Genomic DNA, 21,096 nt, shown 5'->3' with positions numbered 1-21,096 from the left:
CACGTTGATCCGATAACCTTATATTTTATTAATTAAACTATAGGTTAAAAATTTCATAATTTATTTTTAAGGGAAAATTAAAAGGATTATGAAAATGAAAAATATATTTTTAAGGAATCAAAACAAAATGTCAGCAATCAAGTTAGGTTTTATTTTTGGAACAGTTATGATGACAACGACTACTTTTGCTCAATATGATTGTAATAGTTTAGGTCTAAAGGATTGTCCTTCCCCCCTTGATAAAAATTTACCTACTGCCCATGACATGCTGTCCTGGTCGCAAAATGACAGGATCATTGGCTTTAGAAACACGTACCGACTGTATGATGGTAGCGTTTTCAGACCCGACCGAAAAAATACCCTTACACTTCCAAAAAGTAAGTCTAACTTAAACAATAACACCATAAGCTATAGCATAAATAATAAAAAATATGATCTAAATCAATATTTAAAAAATCAGAATGTGACCGGATTAATAATTTTGAAAGATGGCAAGATTGCACTTGAATATTATGGGCACGGTAATACACCAACTACGCTCTGGACTTCTCGCTCAATTGGCAAATCTGTAGTATCGACCTTAGTAGGTATTGCCATTCAACAAGAAAAGATCGATTCTGTTGATGATCCAATAATTAAATATCTTCCAGACTTGCAAGGTACTGCCTGGCAACACGTGACCTTAAAGCAAATCTTGCAACATACCTCTGGAGTAGAATGGAATGAAGACTATACCGACCCAGTCTCTGATTTTGCCCACATGACTTACTGTGAAGCCAAAATCAATCCGGATGAATGTGTATATCAGCTGGTTAAAAATGTAAAAGCAAAAAACAAGCCTGGCGAAGTGTGGTCTTATAATACTGGCGGTGCATGGTTGGTCGGTAAAGTACTGGAAGCTGCGACAGGACAAAATATTGCTGCCTATTTACAGGACAATCTATGGAAAAAAGCAGGCATGGAACGTGAAGGTGTATGGCATTCCTATCAACGTGATGTGACTGATATGGGTGGCCACGGTTTTAATGCCACATTAAGAGATTATGCAAGATTTGCACTTTTCGTTTCTAGAGAAGGAAAACTGTCTAATGGCCAAAAACTGCTTCCGGATCACTGGTTAGCAGATTCAAGTAACTGGACTCAAGCCCGTAATTCGGTCACGCCAGAATATCCTAAAGGTCAATACGGCTATCAATGGTGGAATTATCATCCAACCTCAGGCACCCCCTTAAGCTCGAAAAATATGGATGCGACCTTCTGGGGACGCGGTATATTCGGGCAACGCATGGCGATTAATCCTAAAAATAATATTGTGATGGTGCAATGGAGTGCCTGGGATTCCGCACGTCCATCGGCTGAAATTGAAAATGAAAATGCCCTGTTCTTTAATGCCGTAACGAATTATCTGAATCAGTAGAATCTCAGGACAATACTGGCACATCAAGTCAGTATTGTTCCTGCTTTAAAGCATAGGCCCTTAAAATTCAGTTGAGTGATCGGGTTATATTTCTAAAACAGGTTTTGTGCGTAGGATCTATCAGCTTTTCAATAAGAAACAATCCTGCTACCCAAGCCTGTGATTAAGTCTATACAATTGTTTTCATTATTTTAATCTAGATGTGCGCATGAAAATAGAAGAAGAACTGACTCTGAAAAAAATCCAGATTTTTTTAGCGTTTATGCGCCATGGCAACTTGTCAAAAACTGCTGATGAAATGCAAATCAGTAATGTCAGTGTGCATAAGGCCCTGCATTCACTGGAAAGTTCTCTGGGTTGTCCTTTATTTAAAAATGAAGGACGAAACCTGATCCCCCTGAAAAGTGCCTATGTGTTACAGGAGCATTCGCAACAACTGGTCCAGGACCTGCTCAATGCTGTCAATAAAACCCGTGAAGCAGCAGGCTTTGCTGCAAAAATTTTAAAACTGGGTTCACTCTATTCCTTAACGGTCAATACCATTCCCAATGTCATTAGCGGGTTGAAATTAAGAAGAGGCGAACTGGACATCCAGTTGCTGCTCAGCTCAAATCTGGATCTGGTCAAGAAACTGAAATCGACAGAACTGGATGCCATCATTGTGGCGCTAAATGACACCACCTGCGATGCTGATTTTGAAAAACTGCCGATGTTTCAGGACAATATTTATTTGGCTGTCAATAAAAACTCTGCATTGGCGACCTTGGACAATATCGACCTGAGCAGCTTAAAAGACGAAAAATTTTTAACCCTTTCACAAGGCTTTGCAACGCGCAATGATTCGGACATTTTGTTTGAAAAGGCTGGCATCGATCCCAAAGTGTTTTTACAAGTCAGTGATATTTTTACCTTGATCAGTATGGTCAGCACGGGTGTAGGCTTGGCCCTGTTGCCGGGTCGCATCTCAACAATTTATGAAAGCTCGGTCAAACTTATTCCACTACAGGCCCCTTATCAGATCAAACAGGAAATTGGTCTGGTATTTCTTAAAAGTAAAGAGCGCGATCCAAATCTGCTGGCTCTGATCGCCGAGTGCCGGATGTTTGCAAGACAATATTTTTAATTATTCAGTCACTTAGTATTATTATAACGAGCCCACCAGATCATTCCTTTTTATATAAAAATAGAACCTTAGCCGATCAAGACAAGGTTCTATTTTGCTTCTCTTGATATCAATCCAGATGCATCACCACAGTTCTAGTGGTTTTCTTCTTTCGGGTCACAATCAGTCCACAAATCACCACGCCTATGGTGACACTTAAGGATAAGGTGGTTTCATAACTATACTGCGGTGAAAAGAACATATAAGCCAATACACTCAGGATAATGAGGATCACGAACCAGGTTAGCCACGGAAATAACCACATTTTAAATGGCACTTCCAAGCCAGCTTGCTCCAGTTTTGTTCTTAGGCGTAGTTGTGAAAAAGCAATCACCAGATAGACCAGTAAGGCAATTGAACCGGTACTGGAGAGTAACAACCCGAACACCTTGCCTGGAAATGCATAATTGATGACACAACAAATGAGGCCAATAAATGTTGAGGAGAACACCGCAACTGCAGGCACACCTGCGTAATTGATATGGGTAACTTTGCTCGGTGCTTCATGACGGGTGCCTAAACGGAATAACATACGCGAGGAGGTATAGATCGCCGCATTCATACAGCTTGCGACTGCAATAAATACGACCGCATCAATAATAAGTTTAGTTCCGGGAACATTCAGGCTCATCAGGACATACTGGAAAGTGCCATACTTTTGCAAGTCGGGTGAGCGCCAGTCGACCAAGGCGACCGCGATAAACATCGAGACCACAAAGAATAGGATAATACGGTACAGCACCAGATTGGTGGCCCGTCTTATTTTCTGTTGCGGATTAGACGATTCTGCTGCTGCAATCGACACAATCTCCACACCGAAAAATGAAAATGCCGTAATCAGGATTGCGGCTAAAATGCCGCCAACACCATGTGGCATGAATCCCGAATTGTTGTATAAATTGGCAACACCGCTGACATTTTGCGCTAAAGGCCAGAACCCGGAAATCGCTAATATACCAATGATAATAAATCCAATAATCGCAACCACTTTGATTAAAGAGAACCAGAACTCAAATTCACCAAAACTTTTGGTACTGAAAAAGTTGGCCAGACTTAAAAAAACGATAAAACAGAAGGCATAAGTGGAAACCGAAAAATAAGGAAACCATGAATATAAAATTTGCGCACCCGCAATCGCTTCGACAGGAATCGCCAATACCCAGAACCACCAATATAACCAGCCAATCGTAAATCCTGCCCAGGGACCTATCGCCTTCCGTGCATAAGTTGAGAATGATCCGGTATCGGGTTCCAATACCGCCATTTCTCCGAGCATACGCATCACCAGAAACACCATGATACTGGTGGTCAGGTAGGCTAGAATCACTGCAGGGCCTGCCTTGGCAATCGCCGCCGATGAACCGACAAATAAACCTGCACCAATCACACCGCCGATACTAATCATTGTAATGTGGCGATTTGAAAGTCCTTCGCCTAATTTTTTTGTTTTAACGCTATCCATATTTTATTCCTTAAAATAATTTGGGTTGGTTCACGACATGTTTCAATTCCTATCCAAAGAAAAAGGGAAAACTCAGGTTTTCCCTTGATGCAAAAATTAATTTAAAGTTGGCATCGCGAACTGTTTGGCTTCACGGACTTGCGCAGAAGGCCAGCGTTGGGTAATGGTTTTACGACGGGTATAGAAACGCACGCCATCCGGGCCATAAGCATGCAGATCACCAAATAATGAACGCTTCCAGCCACCAAAGCTATGATAGGCCACCGGAACGGGTAAAGGCACATTGATCCCGACCATACCGACCTGGATATGACTGCTAAAATAACGGGCGGCTTCACCATCACGGGTATAGATGCAGGTCCCGTTACCATATTCATGCTCATTGATCAGTTGCATGGCTTGCTGCATGGTATCCACTCGCATCACTTGCAATACTGGCCCAAAAATTTCCTGTTGATAGCTGGTCATCTTCGGTGTGACCTGATCAATCAAGGTCGGCCCAACAAAGAAACCATTTTCATAACCAGCAGGTTTGGCATCACGGCCATCGACCACAATTTTTGCACCTTGCTGTTCTGCACTCTGAATATAGGCTTGCACCTTATCTTTATGGGCTTGCGTGATCAAGGGGCCAAAATCATTATTGCTATCGGCATAATGCCCAAATTTCAATTTCTGCATTTCTTGGGTCAGCTTCTCAATCACAATATCTGCAACTTCATCACCAATCGCCACGGCGACTGAAAGCGCCATACAACGCTCGCCGGAAGAACCGAAAGCAGCACCTAATAATGAAGTCACCACATTATCAATATCTGCATCTGGCATAATAATGGCATGGTTTTTTGCACCACCCAATGCCTGACAACGCTTACCTGCTGCGGTAGCTGTACGATAGATATATTCAGCAATAGGGGTTGAACCGACAAAACTGACCGCCTGAATTTTTGGATGGTTCAATAAGGTATCAACCGCTTCTTTGTCGCCGTTCACCACATTAAATACCCCATCGGGTAAGCCCGCCTGTTTTAGTAATTCAGCCAGGAATAAGACGACTGACGGTGCTTTTTCTGAAGGCTTTAATACAAAACAGTTACCACAGACCAGTGCCATCGGGAACATCCACAACGCCACCATTGCGGGGAAATTAAACGGGGTAATGCCTGCAACTACACCTAAAGGCTGAAATTCACTCCACGAGTCGATATCTGGCCCGACATTTTTTGAATATTCACCTTTGAGTAACTCTGGTGCGCCACAGGCATATTCTACATTTTCAATGCCGCGTTGCAGTTCCCCTTTCGCGTCATGGGAAATCTTGCCATGCTCCTGTCCAATCAATTCACAGATTTTTTCAGCATTTTCTTCCAGTAACTGTTTGAACTTAAACATCACGCGCGCACGCTTGATTACTGGTGTATCACGCCATGCCGGAAAAGCCTGCTCTGCCACGTGAACTACGTCATTGACCGTTTGAGAATCTGCAATTTCAACCACTTTACTGATTTCACCCGTTGCCGGATTATAAACAGGCTGTCTTTTGGCAGACTTGGACACCACCTTTCCATTAATAAAATGTCCTACCACCTGTGTTTCCTGTGCTGCTTGACCGTCATGGCTATGCGTCGTTTCACTTGAAAAATGTTCTAAGTTATTCATCTCTTATTCCTTGTATGGGATCATGTCTTCCGATTGATGTGCTTTTGAGTTAAAAATTGAATTTATTTCACCTGATAAAGTGCATCGCCAACCGCATTCATCAATCTTGACAATTGCGCCTCGGTGCTATTAAACATTGGGCCAAACTGCAAGGTATCTCCGCCAAAACGGACAAAGAAACCGGCTTTCCAAAGTTTCATTCCAAGTTCAAAACCTCGGATCGTGGCATCACCATCGCGTGGCGCCAGTTGTACAGCACCAATCAGTCCACAATTACGGATATCCAGAATATGTGGTGCACCTTTTAATTCGTGTAGTAGCGTTTCAAAGCTTGGTGCCAATGCCGCAGATTGCGCCAATAAATTCTGTTTTTCCAATACATCCAGTGTGGCTAAAGCTGCTGCACAGGCGACCGGATGTGCGGAATAGGTATAACCATGGGTGAACTCAACCGCATGCTCAGGTAAATCTTGCTGCATGAACGCGTCATAGATGTCATGACTTGCCACAACCCCACCGAGTGGAATTGCACCATTGGTAATCTGTTTGGCAAAATTCAGAATATCAGGTGCAACACCAAAGTACTCGGCTGCGGTCCATTTCCCCAAACGACCAAAGCCGGTAATGACCTCATCAAAAATCAACAAGATATCGTGCTGGTCACAGATTTCCCGAAGTCGTTTTAAATAACCTGTGGGTGGCACAATACAGCCTGCAGAGCCTGATACAGGTTCAATAATCACAGCCGCAATATTGGACGCATCATGTAACTCGATCAGCTTGAGCATTTCATCTGCCAGCTCAATCCCGCCTGTTTCTGCACAGCCTTTGGTAAAACTCAAGTCGGGTTGCAAGGTATGAGGCAAATGATCCACATCCATCAACTGACCAAACATTTTACGGTTGCCTCCGATTCCGCCAAGGCTGGTTCCTGCGACATTGACGCCGTGGTAACCGCGAGCACGACCAATCAGTTTAGTCTTGCTGGGTTTCCCCTTAATCCGCCAATAGGCACGCGCCATCTTGATTGCAGTATCAGCTGACTCAGAGCCTGAATCCGTAAAAAATACATGTTGTAATTTTTCAGGCATGTGCTGAATAATTTTTTCTGCCAGTTGAAACGACAAGGGATGCCCAAACTGGAAGCCAGGAGAATAATCCAGTTTTGATAACTGCTGGCTCACCGCCTGCTGGATTTCCGGCAAAGTATGCCCTGCACCACAAGTCCATAATCCAGACAAGGAATCATAGACTTCACGGCCTGTGCTATCCACTAAATAGGCACCTTTTGCTCCCACAATGATACGGGGGTCTTTATGGAAGTTACGGTTGGCAGAAAATGGCATCCAGTGTGCTTGATAATTGAGGTTCATCTGGGCGCTTGGCGATGTTGCTTCCAATGCTTCATCACGGTCATTTGCGGTATCGATATCAAACATAATCACTCTTCTTGTTTTGTGGTTATCTCTGGAGTGTACAGAGCCAAATAGTTTTGATAAATTCAAATTGTCTTGAGTTTAGATATAAAAAAGCAAAACTAAATGAAACCGAAAAAATTAAATCAAGTGACTGATTTTGATATAAAACTTCTTAAGATATTTAAAACGGTTTGTGACTGCCATAGTTTTAGTTCCGCTGAAAGTATTCTTGGGATTAGTCGCTCAGCCATCAGTCTGCACATGAGTGATCTGGAAAATCGCTTGGGTATTCGGCTGTGTCAACGCGGACGGGCTGGCTTTGCCCTCACCGACGAAGGACGGGAAATTTTGGAATATATCGAAGTTCTAACGGCTTCGATTGAAGACTTCCGTGCCAAAATCAACCAGATGCACAACCAGCTCAAGGGAGAATTTAATATCGGGATTATTAATAATCTGGTGACCATGCCCAGTCTGTATATCACCAATACGCTGGCCCAACTTGCGGAAGAAAATGCAGAAGTGGTGATTAATATCAGTATGAGCACCCTTTCCGATATCGAATGCCGGGTACTGGACAACCGTTTACACGCGGGCGTGATTCCTCTGGTGACGCCCTTGTCTGGACTGGATTATTTGCATTTATATGAAGAAAAGTCATTTCTGTATTGCGGCAAAAATCATCCTTTGTTTAATCATCTGGATGAAATCAAATCGAAGGATCTGAATAACTGGCAAGCGGTGCTGCCGAATTATGCGATAACCGCAGAAGCATCGAAACTACATCAACTTCTGGACTGTTCAGCCACCGCCAGTGACCGTGAAGGCATTGCTTTTATGATCCTGACCGGGAAATTTCTTGGCTTCCTGCCCGATCACTATGCCAAGAAATGGGTCGATGATGGTTTTATGCAACCGGTTCTGCAACAGGTCATCCATCATAGCACCCCGATTTGCCTGATTACCCATAAAGGCAAAAATTACAATATGGTGTTAAAAGCATTTATGGATATTCTTAAAACCAGAATTATACCGCTAAGTTAGTGCATTTTTAGACAAAGCAAAAAGCCAATTGCAAAGACCATCGACTTTCCTGTTCCAGAGATTAATAATGCAGGTTAAGCTTCGCCTGTTTCTGCAACCTTTATCTTGGAGTTGTCTGTCATTTTACTGCCATGATCCGACTCGTGCCGTTTTAGCATTGATATAGCAAAGATCGCAATGATGGCTGGAATGGCAATCATCACAAAATTGAGTTTATGTGGCAGTCCTAAACTCAGTAATATTCCAGTCAAAATTGGTCCAACAACTGCACCCAGTCGCCCTACTGAAGAAGCACAGCCAATACCCGTGGAACGAATACTTAAAGGATAGTATTGAGCGACATAACTATAAAGCAGGATTGATGTTCCAATTGTTGCTGCCCCCGCAACTGTCACCAAACCATATAAAACATATACTGGCGAGTTATAGCCCAATCCTAGCAACGCAAAAACGCCAGCAACAAACATGGTTAAAATCACCGGCTTCAAATGGAATTTATCTGCAAGGATTCCTCCTGCGATCGCACCAATCATGGCACCGACATTCAACGCCAGCAGGAATAAAATACTTTTGCCTAATGAATAACCTGCTGCCAGCATCAGTTTCGGTAACCAGCTATTTAGGGTATAAACCATCAGCAGGCACATAAAGAATAATACCCAGAACATGAATGTACTTAGCGCACGACCTTGCTGGAATAGTGCTTTAGCAGAGCTCCCTGTCACCAGATTATCTTCATTTAAATATAATCGTGTATTGCGGCTTAATGCTTGTTCGGGTGCGATTTTTTGGATAATGGTATAAGCCTGCTCAGGCTTGCCAGTTTTAACCAAGAAGGTTAAGGACTCGGGTAAGAACTTCCATAGAATCGGTAATAATAGTAAGGGAATGCCTGCAATCAGGAACATGATTTGCCAGCCTTGGCTTTCTACCAGATAACTGCCGAGCAATGCAGAAATCATTCCACCAATCGCATAGCCACTAAACATGCTCCCCACCAAGGTACTGCGTATGCGCTTTGGTGCATATTCAGAGGTTAATGCCACCAGATTCGGCATTACCCCCCCAATACCCAAACCAGCCAAAAATCTCAAGGCACCAAACTCAAAGGGACTTGATGCAAAAGCACCTAAAAAGGTAAAACCACTAAAAAAAGCCACACAAATCAAGATGACATTTTTTCGACCAATTTTATCAGCCAAAGCACCAAAAAATATGCCACCAATCATCATTCCACATATCGCAGTACTGGCCAGCATACCTGCCTGTACCGCTGTGAGTGACCACTCTTGCATCAGCACAGGCAAAACTACACCATAAATTACCAAGTCATAACCGTCAAAAATAATAATCAGTAAACACCAGAGCAAAATACTCCAGTGAAAAGGGGTAAATTTTGCCTGGTCAATGATTGCATTGACATTCAGCCTCGAATCCGTCATTTATACATCTCCTCAATGAGATAAATCCCTGTTTATTTTTTAAAAAAACATAGTGCATCCTAAAGAAAAACAATATTATTCAAATCCTTAATTAAAAGTCGTAACTCGCCATCATGTTGACACGATTATCAATCCCGTTACGGCCATCGAAGGTTTCACGCTCGCCATAGACATATTCCACGCCCAAGGTGATTGGCTTGTACGGGTTGTACATCGCATTAATCCAGCCCTGCCATAATTCTTTATTCTGGGTGAGATTGCTTTTCTGGATTTCAGCAAAGCGATTGTCATCCTTGGCCTTCATATAGCCATAACCTAAAGTGGAGCGCAGCTGGGAATTAAACTGATGGGTGATGCCCGCAGAAATCGTATCGAACTCGTTGCTCTGAATATTATTTTGATCATCAATCACATAACTATTATTGGCCCAAAGCAGAAAGCGACCATCCCCTTTGACATGGTAATAATCAGCCTTTAAGAAAGTTTGCGGACTCAATTGATATTTGCCCCCTAGCCCGACACCCCATGCCCACTCCTTGTCGGTACTGGTTTTTTTCTCAGCCATAAACGTTCGGCCTGACAATAACGAGCCATTGTCAAATTTATGATTGAGGCGTCCCACCAAGGCAGGCATACGCATTTCATTGTCCGGATCTGAAGTTGCAATATATTTTGGATCTTCAATCGCGACCGCAAAACTGGTGTTTGCCGAGAGCTCATCGCTATAGCGCAGCATCGGTGAACGTTGCAAGGCCCCTCCCACAAAAGTTCCGGCATCCACCGTTTCCGGATAGTATTCAGGTGCAATAAATGTCGACCAAGTTTGACCAATCAGCCATTGATCAAGGGTGATATACGCATGACGGATACGGAATTGATCCCGCGTTGCACCCCCAAAAAAATCCATTTCCAGCTTACCGCCCACTTCGCCAGCGACACTCGGTGTTTTAAAGTTTAGCCCCAGACGCGTGACATTGACGGTTGAGTGTAAACGGTCTTTTTGCTGCGCTTCCTCTGCCGTGTGCTCCAGTGGCACACCACTGATATTGTTATACATGGTCGATGCACCTTTGGCCTGATAAGAGGCATCGGCACGGATATAACCATATAAATTGACCTCTGCACCGCCTTTACTCAGGTTCAGCTTAGGTGCTGTTGTCTCGGTTACTTGGGGTGAAGCCGTCACAGCCACTGGAGTGGCAGGTTGTACGGGTGCTTTTTGCTGCACATATTGCTGCAGCATCGCTCTTAATTCTTGTACTTCCTGTCGGAGTTGCGCAATTTCAGCCTGATCCGTTGCTGCATAAACAGGTGACATCACCGTTATAACCGACAGTGCCAACAGGCTTTTTTGTACCGTTAAAATAAACTTATCCATTTAAATCAATTTCCTTGTTCGCAGATCTTCCCGACCTTTTAAGATCATTGTTTATTTGTGTTTTTCCTTTGCCTGAAAGGCAATTTCACAGCACATTTTTTATTTTAAAAATCAACACCATTTGATTTATTTGGTTTCACCTCCTCTGTTTTAATCCTTGCGAGGTCTTTCTATTCTTAAATGGCAACAGCAAGCCAAAGCCGAATTGTCCAAACATGACAATCGCCATTGATCAGCTTAATTTTTCTGTGCAATCAGCCCCTGATAGGCCAAGGTCTGGCTAAAAACATGGACATTGCTAAAACCGGCATGACTAAGCAGGTGCTGATAATTCGTGAAAGACAGCGTGTAAAAATCCTGTCCTAAACGTTCCATCATCGCCTGACTCTGCGCTGCACTCAGTCCATTGGCCTGGCATAACAACGGTAAGGCTTTCATTTGCAGTGTATCTTCACAATGCATCAGATCGTAGGTCAATAAAATGCCACTGCTTTTTAAGCGTTTTGCCATCTCAAAAAAGAAAGCGGGCTTGTTCTCATGCGCAATAAAATGAGCAACGAGAATACAAAGTACGGCATCAAACCTTTGCAGTTCGGATAAACAAGTTGTCTCTCCATGTACAAAGTTAACGCGAGCTTGCTGCCCGATTGCCTGAATTTGCGCTTGAGCCTTTTGCAGCATGGCGAGAGAAGGATCAATAGCGGTAAAAGACCAGCTCGCATGCTTGTTCAGTAGATATTCCAGCTCATAACCTGTGCCGCAACCCACCACCAGAATATGCGCATCCCGTCTCAAACTGGCCTGTAAAATGGCATCGACTTGCTGATGCATCAGCTCGTAGCCCGGAATCAGACAACGAATATGCTGGTCATAATGCTCCACCACTTTGTGGCTGTTAAAATCTTTGGCCATTTCATCCCCTGTTTTTTTAGTCACATGGCACTCAGCAATCGCTAAAATCCTGAGTGATCCCAGCGTGCTTAATTTTAATCAAAGACTTCTGCTGTCAGGTTTAACTCGGCACGCATGATTTCCTGCAATTTAAATTTCTGTGCTTTGCCTGAGGCTGTCATGGGGAATTCAGCAAAGAATTTGACATAGCGTGGCACTTTATTATGTGAAATATGTTCTTTGCAGAAGTGTCTAATGCTGTCTTCATCACATTGATGATGTTCATGCAAAATAATGCAGGCGCAGAGTTCCTCGCCATAACGGCTGTCTGGCAGACCAATCACCTGAACATCCGAAATATCGGGATGAGTATATAAGAAATCTTCGATTTCCTTAGGAAACAGGTTTTCCCCGCCACGGATCACCACATCCTTGATGCGGCCTTTGATTTTGATAAAACCGTCTTGATCCATTTCTGCGATATCACCGGTATGCATCCAGCCTGCCGCATCAATGACCTCTTTGGTTTTTTCAGGCTCATCCCAATAACCTGCCATGACTGAATAGCCACGGACACAAAGCTCACCCAGCACACCTTGCGGAACAATCTCGCCTTCCAGATCGACAATTTTGACTTCCAGATGCGGATGTACATGTCCAACTGTACTGACCCGTTTATCAATGGAATCATCAATATAACTTTGTACACTGACCGGTGACGTCTCGGTCATGCCATAACAAATGGTAATGTCAGACATGTGCATGCGGTCTATGACCCGCTGCATGATTTCTCGTGGACATGGACTACCTGCCATGATACCGGTACGCAAACTGGATAAATCGAATTCGGTAAATTGCTCATGCTCTAACATGGCAATAAACATGGTCGGCACCCCGTAAGCTGCGGTGCATTTTTCCTGGTGGATGGTTTTTAAAGACTCTAGTGGATTAAAAACGGCAGCTGGATACACCATGGTTGAACCGTGGGTAATACAAGCCAGATTCCCCATGACCATGCCAAAACAATGGAATAAAGGCACCGAAATACAGACCCGATCCTGAGGGGTTAAACCAATGCCTTCACCGACAAAATAACCATTATTGAGAATATTGTGATGGGTCAGCATGGTTCCTTTCGGATTCCCTGTGGTGCCGGAAGTAAATTGGATATTAATGGTTTCATCAAACTGCAAATGCTGGGCTAAAGCATGTAGCTGCTCGAGTTGCTGGGGTGTCGGCTGTCCGACCAGATCGCTAAAACGGTGAATACCGCTATGCTGCTGTTCATCAATTTTGATCACATATTTTAAATGCGGTAAACGTGCTGAATGAAGTACCTTATCTGTACTCAATGCCAGTTCAGGTGCAATCTTACTTAGTAATTCCTGATAATCTGTGGTCTTGAATTGCGCTGCAATGACCAGCCCTTTACAGGCCACCTTGTTCAGCACATATTCCAGTTCATGGCTTTTATAAGCCGTATTCAGATTAACCAGAATGATGCCGGCTTTTGCAGCTGCAAACTGCGTCACGGTCCATTCCACACAGTTCGGAGACCAAATCGCTAAACGATCGCCCTTTTTTAATCCCAGTTTTAACAGGCTACAGGCAAAGGCATTGACCTCATCCTGCAATGCCTTATAGCTCAATCGTCTGTTCTGATGAGCACTGACAATGGCCTCCTGCTCCGCATATTGCGCACAGGCCTGATCAAATTTTTCTCCAATCGTCATCCCCAACAGGGGCTGAGAACTGGTTCCAGAAACATAGCTTAACCGTTGTTGTTGCATTGAATCACTCTCCTTGATTCTTTGTAATTCTGTTTTCAGTCATCTAATTATTTTGAGTACAGCTACTTTTCCAACATCCTGTTGTGTCATTCTAATGATGCTGTTGGCCTTACTTTTTCTGCACCGCATCCACACAAAAGTCAGCAATCTGCTTGGAAAAATAGTTTTTATACTGCTGATCAAACTTGATATTTTGCGCTGGATCTAAAGGTTCAACCACCACATAGGTCATTGCACCCACCACACACAGCGCTGCGGTATTAAGATCCTCCAGCACAAACTCACCACTTGCATTTCCATCTGCAAGGATTTTTTTAATACTCTGTTTAATCAGCTGTTTCACACGGAAACGCTCATGTTCAACTGTAGAATCAACAGGTTCAAACATGAGTGAATAGGCCAGCTGAGGACTATTCAGTGCCCGTTTTACAAAGCTGGTGACGGCCTTATGTAATTTCTGCTGTGCGCTTAAATTACTTTCGGTAATCGAATCAATCACCAATAGCTCGGTATTAATCGCCTCGGATAAAACTTCAATCAGCACCTGACTTTTATTATCAAAGTAGCGATACACCAGTCCACTTGAAACACCTGCTTGCTCAGCAATGGTTTGTATTTGTGCGTCCTTAAACCCTCCCTCCGAAATCAATTTTCTGGCTGAACTCAAAATCGCTTTGCGATTTTGTTCCATCCGCTCCTGCATCAAAGATGATCGTTTATAGCTCATGAATTTTATTCTCTACCAAATAAAATGAATTGTAAATCATTTTATGAATCACTATTCACTTTTTCAAAAAATCATTGTATGGTACTTCTTAAGCACATACAACAACGCTTTTTGGAACAACAAATATAACCAATGGGATGACGATACAATGAACTTACGTAGCTTGAATTTTGGTCTGGATGAAACGTTAATTGCGCTACAAGATTCAGTAGCCGCATTTTGTGCAAAGGAAATTGCACCCATTGCCCAGCAAGTTGATCAGGACAATCTATTCCCGGCCCAGCTCTGGAAAAAATTTGGTGATATGGGCCTGCTCGGTCTTACCGTTTCTGAAGAATACGGTGGCACCAATTTAGGCTATCTGGCACACATCATTGTGCTACAGGAAATTTCACGCGCATCTGCCTCCATCGGGCTTTCTTATGGCGCGCATTCCAACTTGTGTATTAACCAGATTAACCGGAACGGTAGCGAACAACAGAAGCAGAAATATTTACCAAAACTGATTTCAGGTGACTTTGTCGGTGCTTTGGCAATGTCAGAACCGAATGCAGGCTCCGATGTGGTCAGCATGAAACTGCGTGCCGAGCAAAAAGGTGATTATTTTGTTCTCAATGGTTCGAAAATGTGGATCACCAACGGCGGTGATGCCGATGTGCTGGTGGTTTATGCCAAAACTGATCCACACGCAGGTGCCAAAGGCATGACCGCCTTCCTGATTGAAAAAGACATGAAAGGTTTTAGTCATGGCAGCCATTTAGACAAACTGGGTATGCGTGGCTCTAACACTTACCCGCTATTTTTTGACAATGTTGAAGTACCTGCCGAAAACGTATTGGGCGGTGTCGGTAACGGTGCCAAAGTACTGATGAGTGGTCTGGACTATGAACGTGCTGTATTAAGTGCTGGCCCGCTTGGCATTATGGATGCCTGTCTGGATGTGGTGATTCCTTATTTACATGAACGTGAACAGTTTGGTCAGGCTTTAGGTGAATTCCAGCTTATGCAAGGCAAACTGGCCGACATGTATTCCACCTGGCTGGCATGTAAAGCACTGGTCTATGCCGTGGGTGCAGCCTGTGACAAAGCTGATCATGACCGTAGCTTACGTAAAGATGCAGCAAGTGCGATTTTATATGCAGCTGAAAAAGCCACATGGATGGCAGGTGAAACCATTCAGACTTTAGGCGGCAATGGTTATATCAATGAATACGCTGCTGGCCGTTTATGGCGTGATGCCAAACTTTATGAAATTGGTGCAGGCACTTCTGAAATTCGCCGGATGCTGATTGGCCGCGAACTGTTCAATGAAACCAAATAATAATAAACAATAAGGACGCAGCGTATGAACCAATTACACAGCAAGATCAATGTTCGAAGTGAAGACTTCAAAACCAACCAGCATGCCATGCAGACCTTGGTTGCAGACCTTCAACAGGTTGCTCAAAAAGTGGCGCTTGGTGGCGGTGAAAATGCCCGTCAAAAGCATCTTTCCAGAGGCAAACTTTTACCACGCGATCGTATTGATCAACTGATTGATGTAGGTACCGCGTTTTTAGAAATTGGTCAGTTGGCTGCTTACAAAGTTTATGAAGATGACATTCCTGCTGCGGGCGTGATTGCCGGAATTGGGCAAGTCAACGGTGTGACCTGCATGATCGTCGCCAATGATGCAACGGTTAAAGGTGGCACCTATTATCCGTTAACCGTGAAAAAGCATTTACGTGCGCAGGAAATTGCCGAACAAAATCATTTGCCTTGTATTTATCTGGTCGATTCAGGTGGTGCGTTCTTACCGATGCAGGATGAGGTCTTCCCTGACCGCGATCACTTCGGACGGATCTTCTATAATCAGGCCCGTATGTCGAGTCTGGGGATTGCCCAGATTGCTGTAGTAATGGGCAGTTGTACCGCAGGTGGCGCCTATGTCCCTGCTATGTCAGATGAAACCATTATTGTCCGCAATCAAGGCACCATTTTCTTAGGCGGTCCTCCTCTGGTCAAAGCTGCGACTGGCGAAGTAGTCAGTAGCGAAGATTTAGGCGGTGGTGATGTACACACTCGTCTCTCAGGTGTGGCGGATCATTTAGCTGAAAACGATGAACATGCGCTTGCGATTGCACGGAACATCGTTGCGAACCTGAATAAAAAGCCAAATGACCTAAATAAACAAGTTGATGAACCGTTGTTTGATGCATCGGAACTTTATGGCGTGGTGCCAAGTGATGCGCGTAAACCTTTCGATGTACGTGAAGTCATTGCACGTATTGTAGACGGCTCTCGTTTTGATGAGTTCAAAGCACGTTTTGGTTCAACACTGATTACTGGTTTTGCTTCACTCTATGGTATGCCAGTCGGCATCATCGCCAATAACGGGATTTTATTTTCCGAGTCTGCACAAAAAGGCGCGCACTTCATTGAGCTATGTACACAGCGCAATATTCCATTGTTATTCCTGCAAAACATTACCGGTTTTATGGTGGGTCGCCAGTATGAAAATGAAGGGATTGCCAAAAACGGCGCCAAACTGGTGATGGCAGTTGCCACCGCCAATGTACCCAAACTCACCTTGATTATTGGTGGTTCATTTGGTGCAGGTAACTACGGTATGTGTGGCCGTGCTTATTCCCCCCGCTTTTTATGGACTTGGCCGAACTCTCGCATTTCAGTGATGGGCGGCGAACAAGCAGCAAGCGTACTCTCGACCTTAAAGCGTGATCAGATTGAGCAAAAAGGTGCCGAGTGGTCAACGCAACAAGAAGACGAATTTAAACAACCGATTCGTGAACAATATGAACGCCAAGGCCATCCATACTATGCTTCTGCCCGCCTTTGGGATGACGGTGTCATTGACCCTGCTCAAACTCGCCAAGTACTCGGTTTAAGTCTTGCTGCTGCGATGAATGCGCCGATCCAGCCAACCAAATTTGGCGTGTTCCGCATGTAAGAGGTGTCTATGAGCTATCAATTTTTACAACTCGAACAACAAGGTCAGGTTGCCTATGTTTGGCTGAACCGCCCTGAATTGCACAATGCTTTTAATACGGCAGTCATTGAAGAGCTGCATGCCTGCTTTAAGCAAATTAATACACGTGATGATATTCGTGTTGTGGTTTTAGCAGGTCGCGGCAAAAGCTTTTCGGCAGGTGCCGACCTCAACTGGATGAAACAGGCAGGTCAGGCATCTTCAGCAGAGAATGAAGCCGATGCATTAAAACTGGCGCAAATGCTGGAAGCACTCGCAACCCTTAAACAACCGACTATAGCCCGTGTACATGGTATTGCCTTTGGTGGTGGTATGGGCTTGGCATCAGCATGTGATATTTGCATTGCCAGCACCGATGCCAAGTTTGCAACTTCTGAGGTGCGTTTAGGGCTTGCTCCATCTACCATTAGTCCCTATGTGATTCGGGCAATTGGTGCAAGACAAGCCTCTCGGTACTTCTTAACAGCCGAGCGAATTTCGGCACGTGAAGCCAAACAGATTGGTTTAGCCCATGAAGTAGCAGATGCTGAAGACTTGGATAAAAAAGTTCAAGAAATTATTGATGCTTTATTACTCGGTGGCCCACATGCCCAAGCGGCATCAAAACAACTCATTCAAATGGTGAGCAACCAGACCATGAGCAATGATTTGCTGCAACAGACAGCCCATCATATTGCTCAAGTTCGTCAAGGCAGTGAGGCAAAAGAAGGGCTGAGTGCCTTTTTAAATAAACAGCAGCCTGCTTGGGTTTCTAATTCGAATAACAATAATTAAGGATGATCATCATGTTTGAAAAGATTTTAATTGCGAACCGTGGCGAGATTGCCTGCCGTGTGATTCGCACAGCTAAAAAATTAGGTATTGCAACGGTTGCCGTTTACTCAGATGCAGACGCAAATGCACAACATGTCAAACTTGCAGATGAAGCGGTTTATATTGGTCAGTCCCCTGCAACGCAAAGTTATTTACAGGTGGATCGTATTATTCAAGCAGCGATTGATACCGGTAGCCAAGCGGTTCACCCGGGCTACGGCTTCCTTTCTGAAAATGACCAGTTCGCGCTTGCTTGCCAACAACACAACATCTGCTTTATTGGCCCGCCAGTGGATGCCATTTTAGCGATGGGCTTAAAAGCGACCTCGAAAGCTTTAATGGAAAAAGCTGGTGTCCCTTTAACACCGGGTTATCACGGAACCAACCAGGATGCCGACTTTTTAAAACAACAGGCAGACCGAATTGGCTATCCAGTTTTAATCAAAGCCAGTGCTGGCGGCGGCGGTAAAGGCATGAGTCTGGTTGAGCGCAGTGAAGACTTTCTGCATGCCTTAGCCTCGTGTAAACGTGAAGCCAAATCGAGCTTTGGTAATGATGACGTCTTGATTGAGCGTTATGTGATTCAGCCAAGACATATTGAAGTGCAAGTGTTTGGCGACACACATGGCAACTATGTACATTTGTTTGAACGTGATTGTTCTGTACAACGCCGCCATCAAAAAGTACTCGAAGAAGCGCCTGCACCACAAATGCCAAGCGAAAAGCTTGATGCAATGCGTCAAGCGGCCATTGATGCTGCACGTGCGGTAAATTACGTTGGCGCAGGTACGGTTGAGTTTATTGTGGAACAAGACGGTACGGCGTATTTCATGGAAATGAATACCCGCCTACAAGTCGAACACCCTGTTACTGAAATGATTACTGGTGAAGACTTGGTTGAATGGCAACTTCGTGTGGCTTATGGCGAAGCTTTGCCTAAACTACAAAACCAATTGCAAATTCACGGTCATGCGCTCGAAGCACGGATCTATGCCGAAGAACCTGAAAAAGGCTTTTTACCTGCCATTGGTAAAATTGACTATTTGCACTACCCAACGCAAAACCCATATGTACGTGTCGACAGCGGTATTGTAGAAGGCGATGAAATCACCACCTATTACGACCCAATGATTGCCAAACTGATTGTATGGGGTAAAAACCGTGAAGCGGCGCTCATTCAAATGCAACACGCTTTAAGCCAATTCCATGTGGATGGCTTAGGCAACAATATTGCCTTTCTTGAAAAGATTGTTCGTAGCGAATCGTTTAAACAAGCCAAGCTTGATACCAACCTGATTCAACGTGAACATGATTTTCTATTTAACACGCAACAGACAAAACCTGAGCTTATCGTGGCAGCAGCATTTATTGAGTTTCTTAGCAAACTTGATAGCAATTGCTCAAGTCAGAAACAGCTTTGGCAAGCTCAACCACTCTGGCGTTTAAATATTGCTTATCAGCACAGTATTAAACTGAACTATTTAGATCAGCCCATTAAAATTAAATTTGCCTCAAATAAAGATGGCTTCATCGCAGAATATAACGGTCAAAGCTACCCGATTTCAGGTCAATTGATCGATGCACACACCGCCTCTATTCAAATTGGCGGGTCTCAGCAAAAGCTGTCTTTTAACCAAAGTCAGCAAGGCATTACCTTATTCCAAAATGGACAAAGCTATAAGTTTGCCTATATCCGTCACGACTTTAATCAAACAGATCACCAAGCCGATGAAGGTCACCTAAAAGCACCAATGCCGGGTGTGGTCACGCAAGTACTGGTGAGCGCCAATCATAGCGTGAAGAAAGACGATATTCTGATGACGCTTGAAGCCATGAAAATGGAATATACTATCCGTGCGCCTAAAGACGGCGTGATTGTAGACTCCTATTTCCAGGTGGGTGATCAGGTCAAAGCTGGCGACGAGCTTGTGGAATTTCAGCCTGTACAGGAGGAAGTTGCATGAGTGAGTTTGTCAAAATCGTGGAGGTCGGTCCCAGAGACGGCCTGCAAAATGAAAAGCAGGCTTTAACTGTTGAGCAACGCTTAAACTTCATTCATGACCTGATTCATGCAGGTCTGAAATCGATTGAAATCGGTTCATGTGTGTCGGCAAAATGGGTGCCACAAATGGCGCAGAGTGACGAGCTGTTTAAGCTACTCCCCCAAACTAGCGATGTGCAATTTAGCCTACTCACGCCCAATATCAAAGGTTTTGAAACTGCTCAAGCGGTCGGATGTAAAGAGGTGGCGGTGTTTACCGCCGCTTCGGAAAGCTTTACCCGTAAAAATATTAACTGCTCTATTGACGAGAGCTTTGAAAAATTTAGCGATGTCCTGAGCGCAGCAAAAGCACATAACATCCGTGTGCGTGGTTATGTCTCCTGTATTGTCGATTGTCCCTATGAAGGCGCAATTGCCCCGGAGCAAGTGGTAAAAGTTGTGAAACGGCTGTATGACATGGGCTGCTATGAAGTGTCTTTAGGTGAAACCATTGGCACCGCAACACCAGATCGCGTTCAAAAAGTCTGGCAAGCCTGTCTGGCTGAACTCGATAGCTCCGTTTTAGCTGGGCATTTCCACAATACCTACGGCATGGCGATTGCCAATATTTATCAGTCTTTACAGCAAAGCATTCGTGTGTTTGATTCATCCCTTGCAGGACTAGGTGGCTGCCCTTATGCCAAAGGTGCTTCGGGTAATGTGGCGACCGAAGATCTGTTTTATCTACTCTCTCATATGGGCTTCGAAACAGGCATTGATCTGGAAAAACTGATGCAGGCCAGCCAGAATATTAGCAAGGTACTCAACCGAAAAAGCTTGTCGAATTATGCCAATGCGTATTGGCAAACCAAGTGTGCCTAATAATAAATTAAAATAGCTCAGCATCTGGTATAAGGCTTAATATT

General features: G+C 44.1%; 16 protein-coding genes. 8 read left to right on the top strand and 8 right to left on the bottom strand.

Translation table 11 applies throughout. The annotated features are described in order from the left end of the window. Positions 1-127: 127 nt before the first annotated feature. Together IEV39_RS02910 and IEV39_RS02905 are read left to right on the top strand one after the other, a co-directional pair. Positions 128-1,417 (top strand): serine hydrolase domain-containing protein, encoded by a 1,290-nt coding sequence (locus IEV39_RS02910; RefSeq protein ID WP_032883169.1) that lies wholly within the window; start codon positions 128-130, stop codon positions 1,415-1,417. Positions 1,418-1,625: 208 nt separating this feature from the next. After that, positions 1,626-2,540, top strand: coding sequence for a LysR family transcriptional regulator (locus IEV39_RS02905; RefSeq protein WP_005287006.1), 915 nt, complete (start codon positions 1,626-1,628; stop codon positions 2,538-2,540). Positions 2,541-2,649: 109 nt separating this feature from the next. Here IEV39_RS02905 and IEV39_RS02900 read toward each other — a convergent pair whose 3' ends face one another. The 3 genes from IEV39_RS02900 to aptA all read right to left on the bottom strand — a co-directional run bounded on the left by IEV39_RS02900 (position 2,650) and on the right by aptA (position 7,145). Beyond that, positions 2,650-4,041 carry an amino acid permease gene (locus IEV39_RS02900; RefSeq protein ID WP_005287008.1) on the bottom strand — a complete coding sequence of 464 codons (1,392 nt, stop codon included), beginning with the start codon at positions 4,039-4,041 and terminating at the stop codon, positions 2,650-2,652. Positions 4,042-4,137: 96 nt separating this feature from the next. Then, positions 4,138-5,700: a CoA-acylating methylmalonate-semialdehyde dehydrogenase gene (locus IEV39_RS02895; RefSeq protein WP_005287011.1), complete on the bottom strand. Its 1,563-nt coding sequence runs from the start codon at positions 5,698-5,700 to the stop codon at positions 4,138-4,140. 62 nt (positions 5,701-5,762) lie between these two features. After that, positions 5,763-7,145, bottom strand: coding sequence for an omega-aminotransferase AptA (aptA, locus tag IEV39_RS02890; protein ID WP_167510602.1), 1,383 nt, complete (start codon positions 7,143-7,145; stop codon positions 5,763-5,765). Between the two features lie 96 nt (positions 7,146-7,241). Between aptA and IEV39_RS02885 the strand changes: the two genes are divergently transcribed. After that, a complete protein-coding gene (locus tag IEV39_RS02885; protein WP_005287017.1) occupies positions 7,242-8,162 on the top strand; it encodes a LysR family transcriptional regulator in 921 nt (306 codons plus the stop codon). A 74-nt stretch (positions 8,163-8,236) separates the two neighbouring features. Here the strand turns inward: IEV39_RS02885 and IEV39_RS02880 are convergent, their stop codons facing one another. From IEV39_RS02880 to IEV39_RS02860, 5 genes are all read right to left on the bottom strand, one after another. Beyond that, entirely contained in the window at positions 8,237-9,604 is a 1,368-nt protein-coding gene (locus tag IEV39_RS02880; RefSeq protein WP_005287021.1) for an MFS transporter, read from the bottom strand. A gap of 91 nt (positions 9,605-9,695) precedes the next feature. Further along, complete coding sequence (locus tag IEV39_RS02875; protein ID WP_005287024.1) at positions 9,696-10,982, bottom strand: DcaP family trimeric outer membrane transporter; 1,287 nt, start codon at positions 10,980-10,982, stop codon at positions 9,696-9,698. 237 nt (positions 10,983-11,219) lie between these two features. After that, positions 11,220-11,894, bottom strand: a complete 675-nt coding sequence (locus IEV39_RS02870; protein WP_005287027.1) for a class I SAM-dependent methyltransferase — start codon at positions 11,892-11,894, stop codon at positions 11,220-11,222. A 74-nt stretch (positions 11,895-11,968) separates the two neighbouring features. After that, positions 11,969-13,663, bottom strand: coding sequence for an AMP-binding protein (locus tag IEV39_RS02865; protein ID WP_005287030.1), 1,695 nt, complete (start codon positions 13,661-13,663; stop codon positions 11,969-11,971). Between the two features lie 109 nt (positions 13,664-13,772). Next, complete coding sequence (locus tag IEV39_RS02860; RefSeq protein ID WP_005231201.1) at positions 13,773-14,390, bottom strand: TetR/AcrR family transcriptional regulator; 618 nt, start codon at positions 14,388-14,390, stop codon at positions 13,773-13,775. Positions 14,391-14,538: 148 nt separating this feature from the next. On the opposite strand from IEV39_RS02860, the gene IEV39_RS02855 reads away from it, so the two are divergent. From IEV39_RS02855 to IEV39_RS02835, 5 genes are read left to right on the top strand one after another with little or no spacing between them, the layout of a single operon-like run. Next, positions 14,539-15,711, top strand: a complete 1,173-nt coding sequence (locus tag IEV39_RS02855; RefSeq protein ID WP_005287035.1) for an isovaleryl-CoA dehydrogenase — start codon at positions 14,539-14,541, stop codon at positions 15,709-15,711. 24 nt (positions 15,712-15,735) lie between these two features. Continuing rightward, positions 15,736-17,337, top strand: a complete 1,602-nt coding sequence (locus IEV39_RS02850; RefSeq protein WP_005287038.1) for a carboxyl transferase domain-containing protein — start codon at positions 15,736-15,738, stop codon at positions 17,335-17,337. Between the two features lie 9 nt (positions 17,338-17,346). Then, the gene (locus tag IEV39_RS02845; protein WP_005287040.1) at positions 17,347-18,150 is read left to right on the top strand and encodes an enoyl-CoA hydratase/isomerase family protein; all 804 of its coding nucleotides are present in this window, start codon (positions 17,347-17,349) and stop codon (positions 18,148-18,150) included. Between the two features lie 11 nt (positions 18,151-18,161). After that, a complete protein-coding gene (locus tag IEV39_RS02840) occupies positions 18,162-20,153 on the top strand; it encodes an acetyl/propionyl/methylcrotonyl-CoA carboxylase subunit alpha (RefSeq protein WP_005287043.1) in 1,992 nt (663 codons plus the stop codon). After that, positions 20,150-21,052: a hydroxymethylglutaryl-CoA lyase gene (locus IEV39_RS02835; RefSeq protein WP_005287044.1), complete on the top strand. Its 903-nt coding sequence runs from the start codon at positions 20,150-20,152 to the stop codon at positions 21,050-21,052. The genes IEV39_RS02840 and IEV39_RS02835 overlap by 4 nt, the downstream gene beginning before the upstream one ends. Positions 21,053-21,096 lie beyond the last annotated feature (44 nt).

Origin of the sequence: Acinetobacter courvalinii (assembly GCF_014635545.1) — a bacterium.
Classification (GTDB): domain Bacteria; phylum Pseudomonadota; class Gammaproteobacteria; order Pseudomonadales; family Moraxellaceae; genus Acinetobacter; species Acinetobacter courvalinii.
This window is presented reverse-complemented; position numbering and strand designations above follow the sequence as displayed.

Excerpts from the sequence above, each read along its gene's own strand:
- IEV39_RS02845 (WP_005287040.1), top strand. The coding sequence starts at position 17,347 with ATGAGCTATCAATTTTTACAACTCGAACAACAAGGTCAGGTTGCCTAT.
- IEV39_RS02855 (WP_005287035.1), top strand. The coding sequence starts at position 14,539 with ATGAACTTACGTAGCTTGAATTTTGGTCTGGATGAAACGTTAATTGCG.
- IEV39_RS02900 (WP_005287008.1), bottom strand. The coding sequence starts at position 4,041 with ATGGATAGCGTTAAAACAAAAAAATTAGGCGAAGGACTTTCAAATCGC.
- IEV39_RS02885 (WP_005287017.1), top strand. The coding sequence starts at position 7,242 with ATGAAACCGAAAAAATTAAATCAAGTGACTGATTTTGATATAAAACTT.
- IEV39_RS02870 (WP_005287027.1), bottom strand. The coding sequence starts at position 11,894 with ATGGCCAAAGATTTTAACAGCCACAAAGTGGTGGAGCATTATGACCAG.
- IEV39_RS02895 (WP_005287011.1), bottom strand. The coding sequence starts at position 5,700 with ATGAATAACTTAGAACATTTTTCAAGTGAAACGACGCATAGCCATGAC.
- IEV39_RS02850 (WP_005287038.1), top strand. The coding sequence starts at position 15,736 with ATGAACCAATTACACAGCAAGATCAATGTTCGAAGTGAAGACTTCAAA.
- IEV39_RS02835 (WP_005287044.1), top strand. The coding sequence starts at position 20,150 with ATGAGTGAGTTTGTCAAAATCGTGGAGGTCGGTCCCAGAGACGGCCTG.
- IEV39_RS02875 (WP_005287024.1), bottom strand. The coding sequence starts at position 10,982 with ATGGATAAGTTTATTTTAACGGTACAAAAAAGCCTGTTGGCACTGTCG.
- IEV39_RS02880 (WP_005287021.1), bottom strand. The coding sequence starts at position 9,604 with ATGACGGATTCGAGGCTGAATGTCAATGCAATCATTGACCAGGCAAAA.
- IEV39_RS02905 (WP_005287006.1), top strand. The coding sequence starts at position 1,626 with ATGAAAATAGAAGAAGAACTGACTCTGAAAAAAATCCAGATTTTTTTA.
- IEV39_RS02910 (WP_032883169.1), top strand. The coding sequence starts at position 128 with ATGTCAGCAATCAAGTTAGGTTTTATTTTTGGAACAGTTATGATGACA.
- IEV39_RS02860 (WP_005231201.1), bottom strand. The coding sequence starts at position 14,390 with ATGAGCTATAAACGATCATCTTTGATGCAGGAGCGGATGGAACAAAAT.
- IEV39_RS02840 (WP_005287043.1), top strand. The coding sequence starts at position 18,162 with ATGTTTGAAAAGATTTTAATTGCGAACCGTGGCGAGATTGCCTGCCGT.
- IEV39_RS02865 (WP_005287030.1), bottom strand. The coding sequence starts at position 13,663 with ATGCAACAACAACGGTTAAGCTATGTTTCTGGAACCAGTTCTCAGCCC.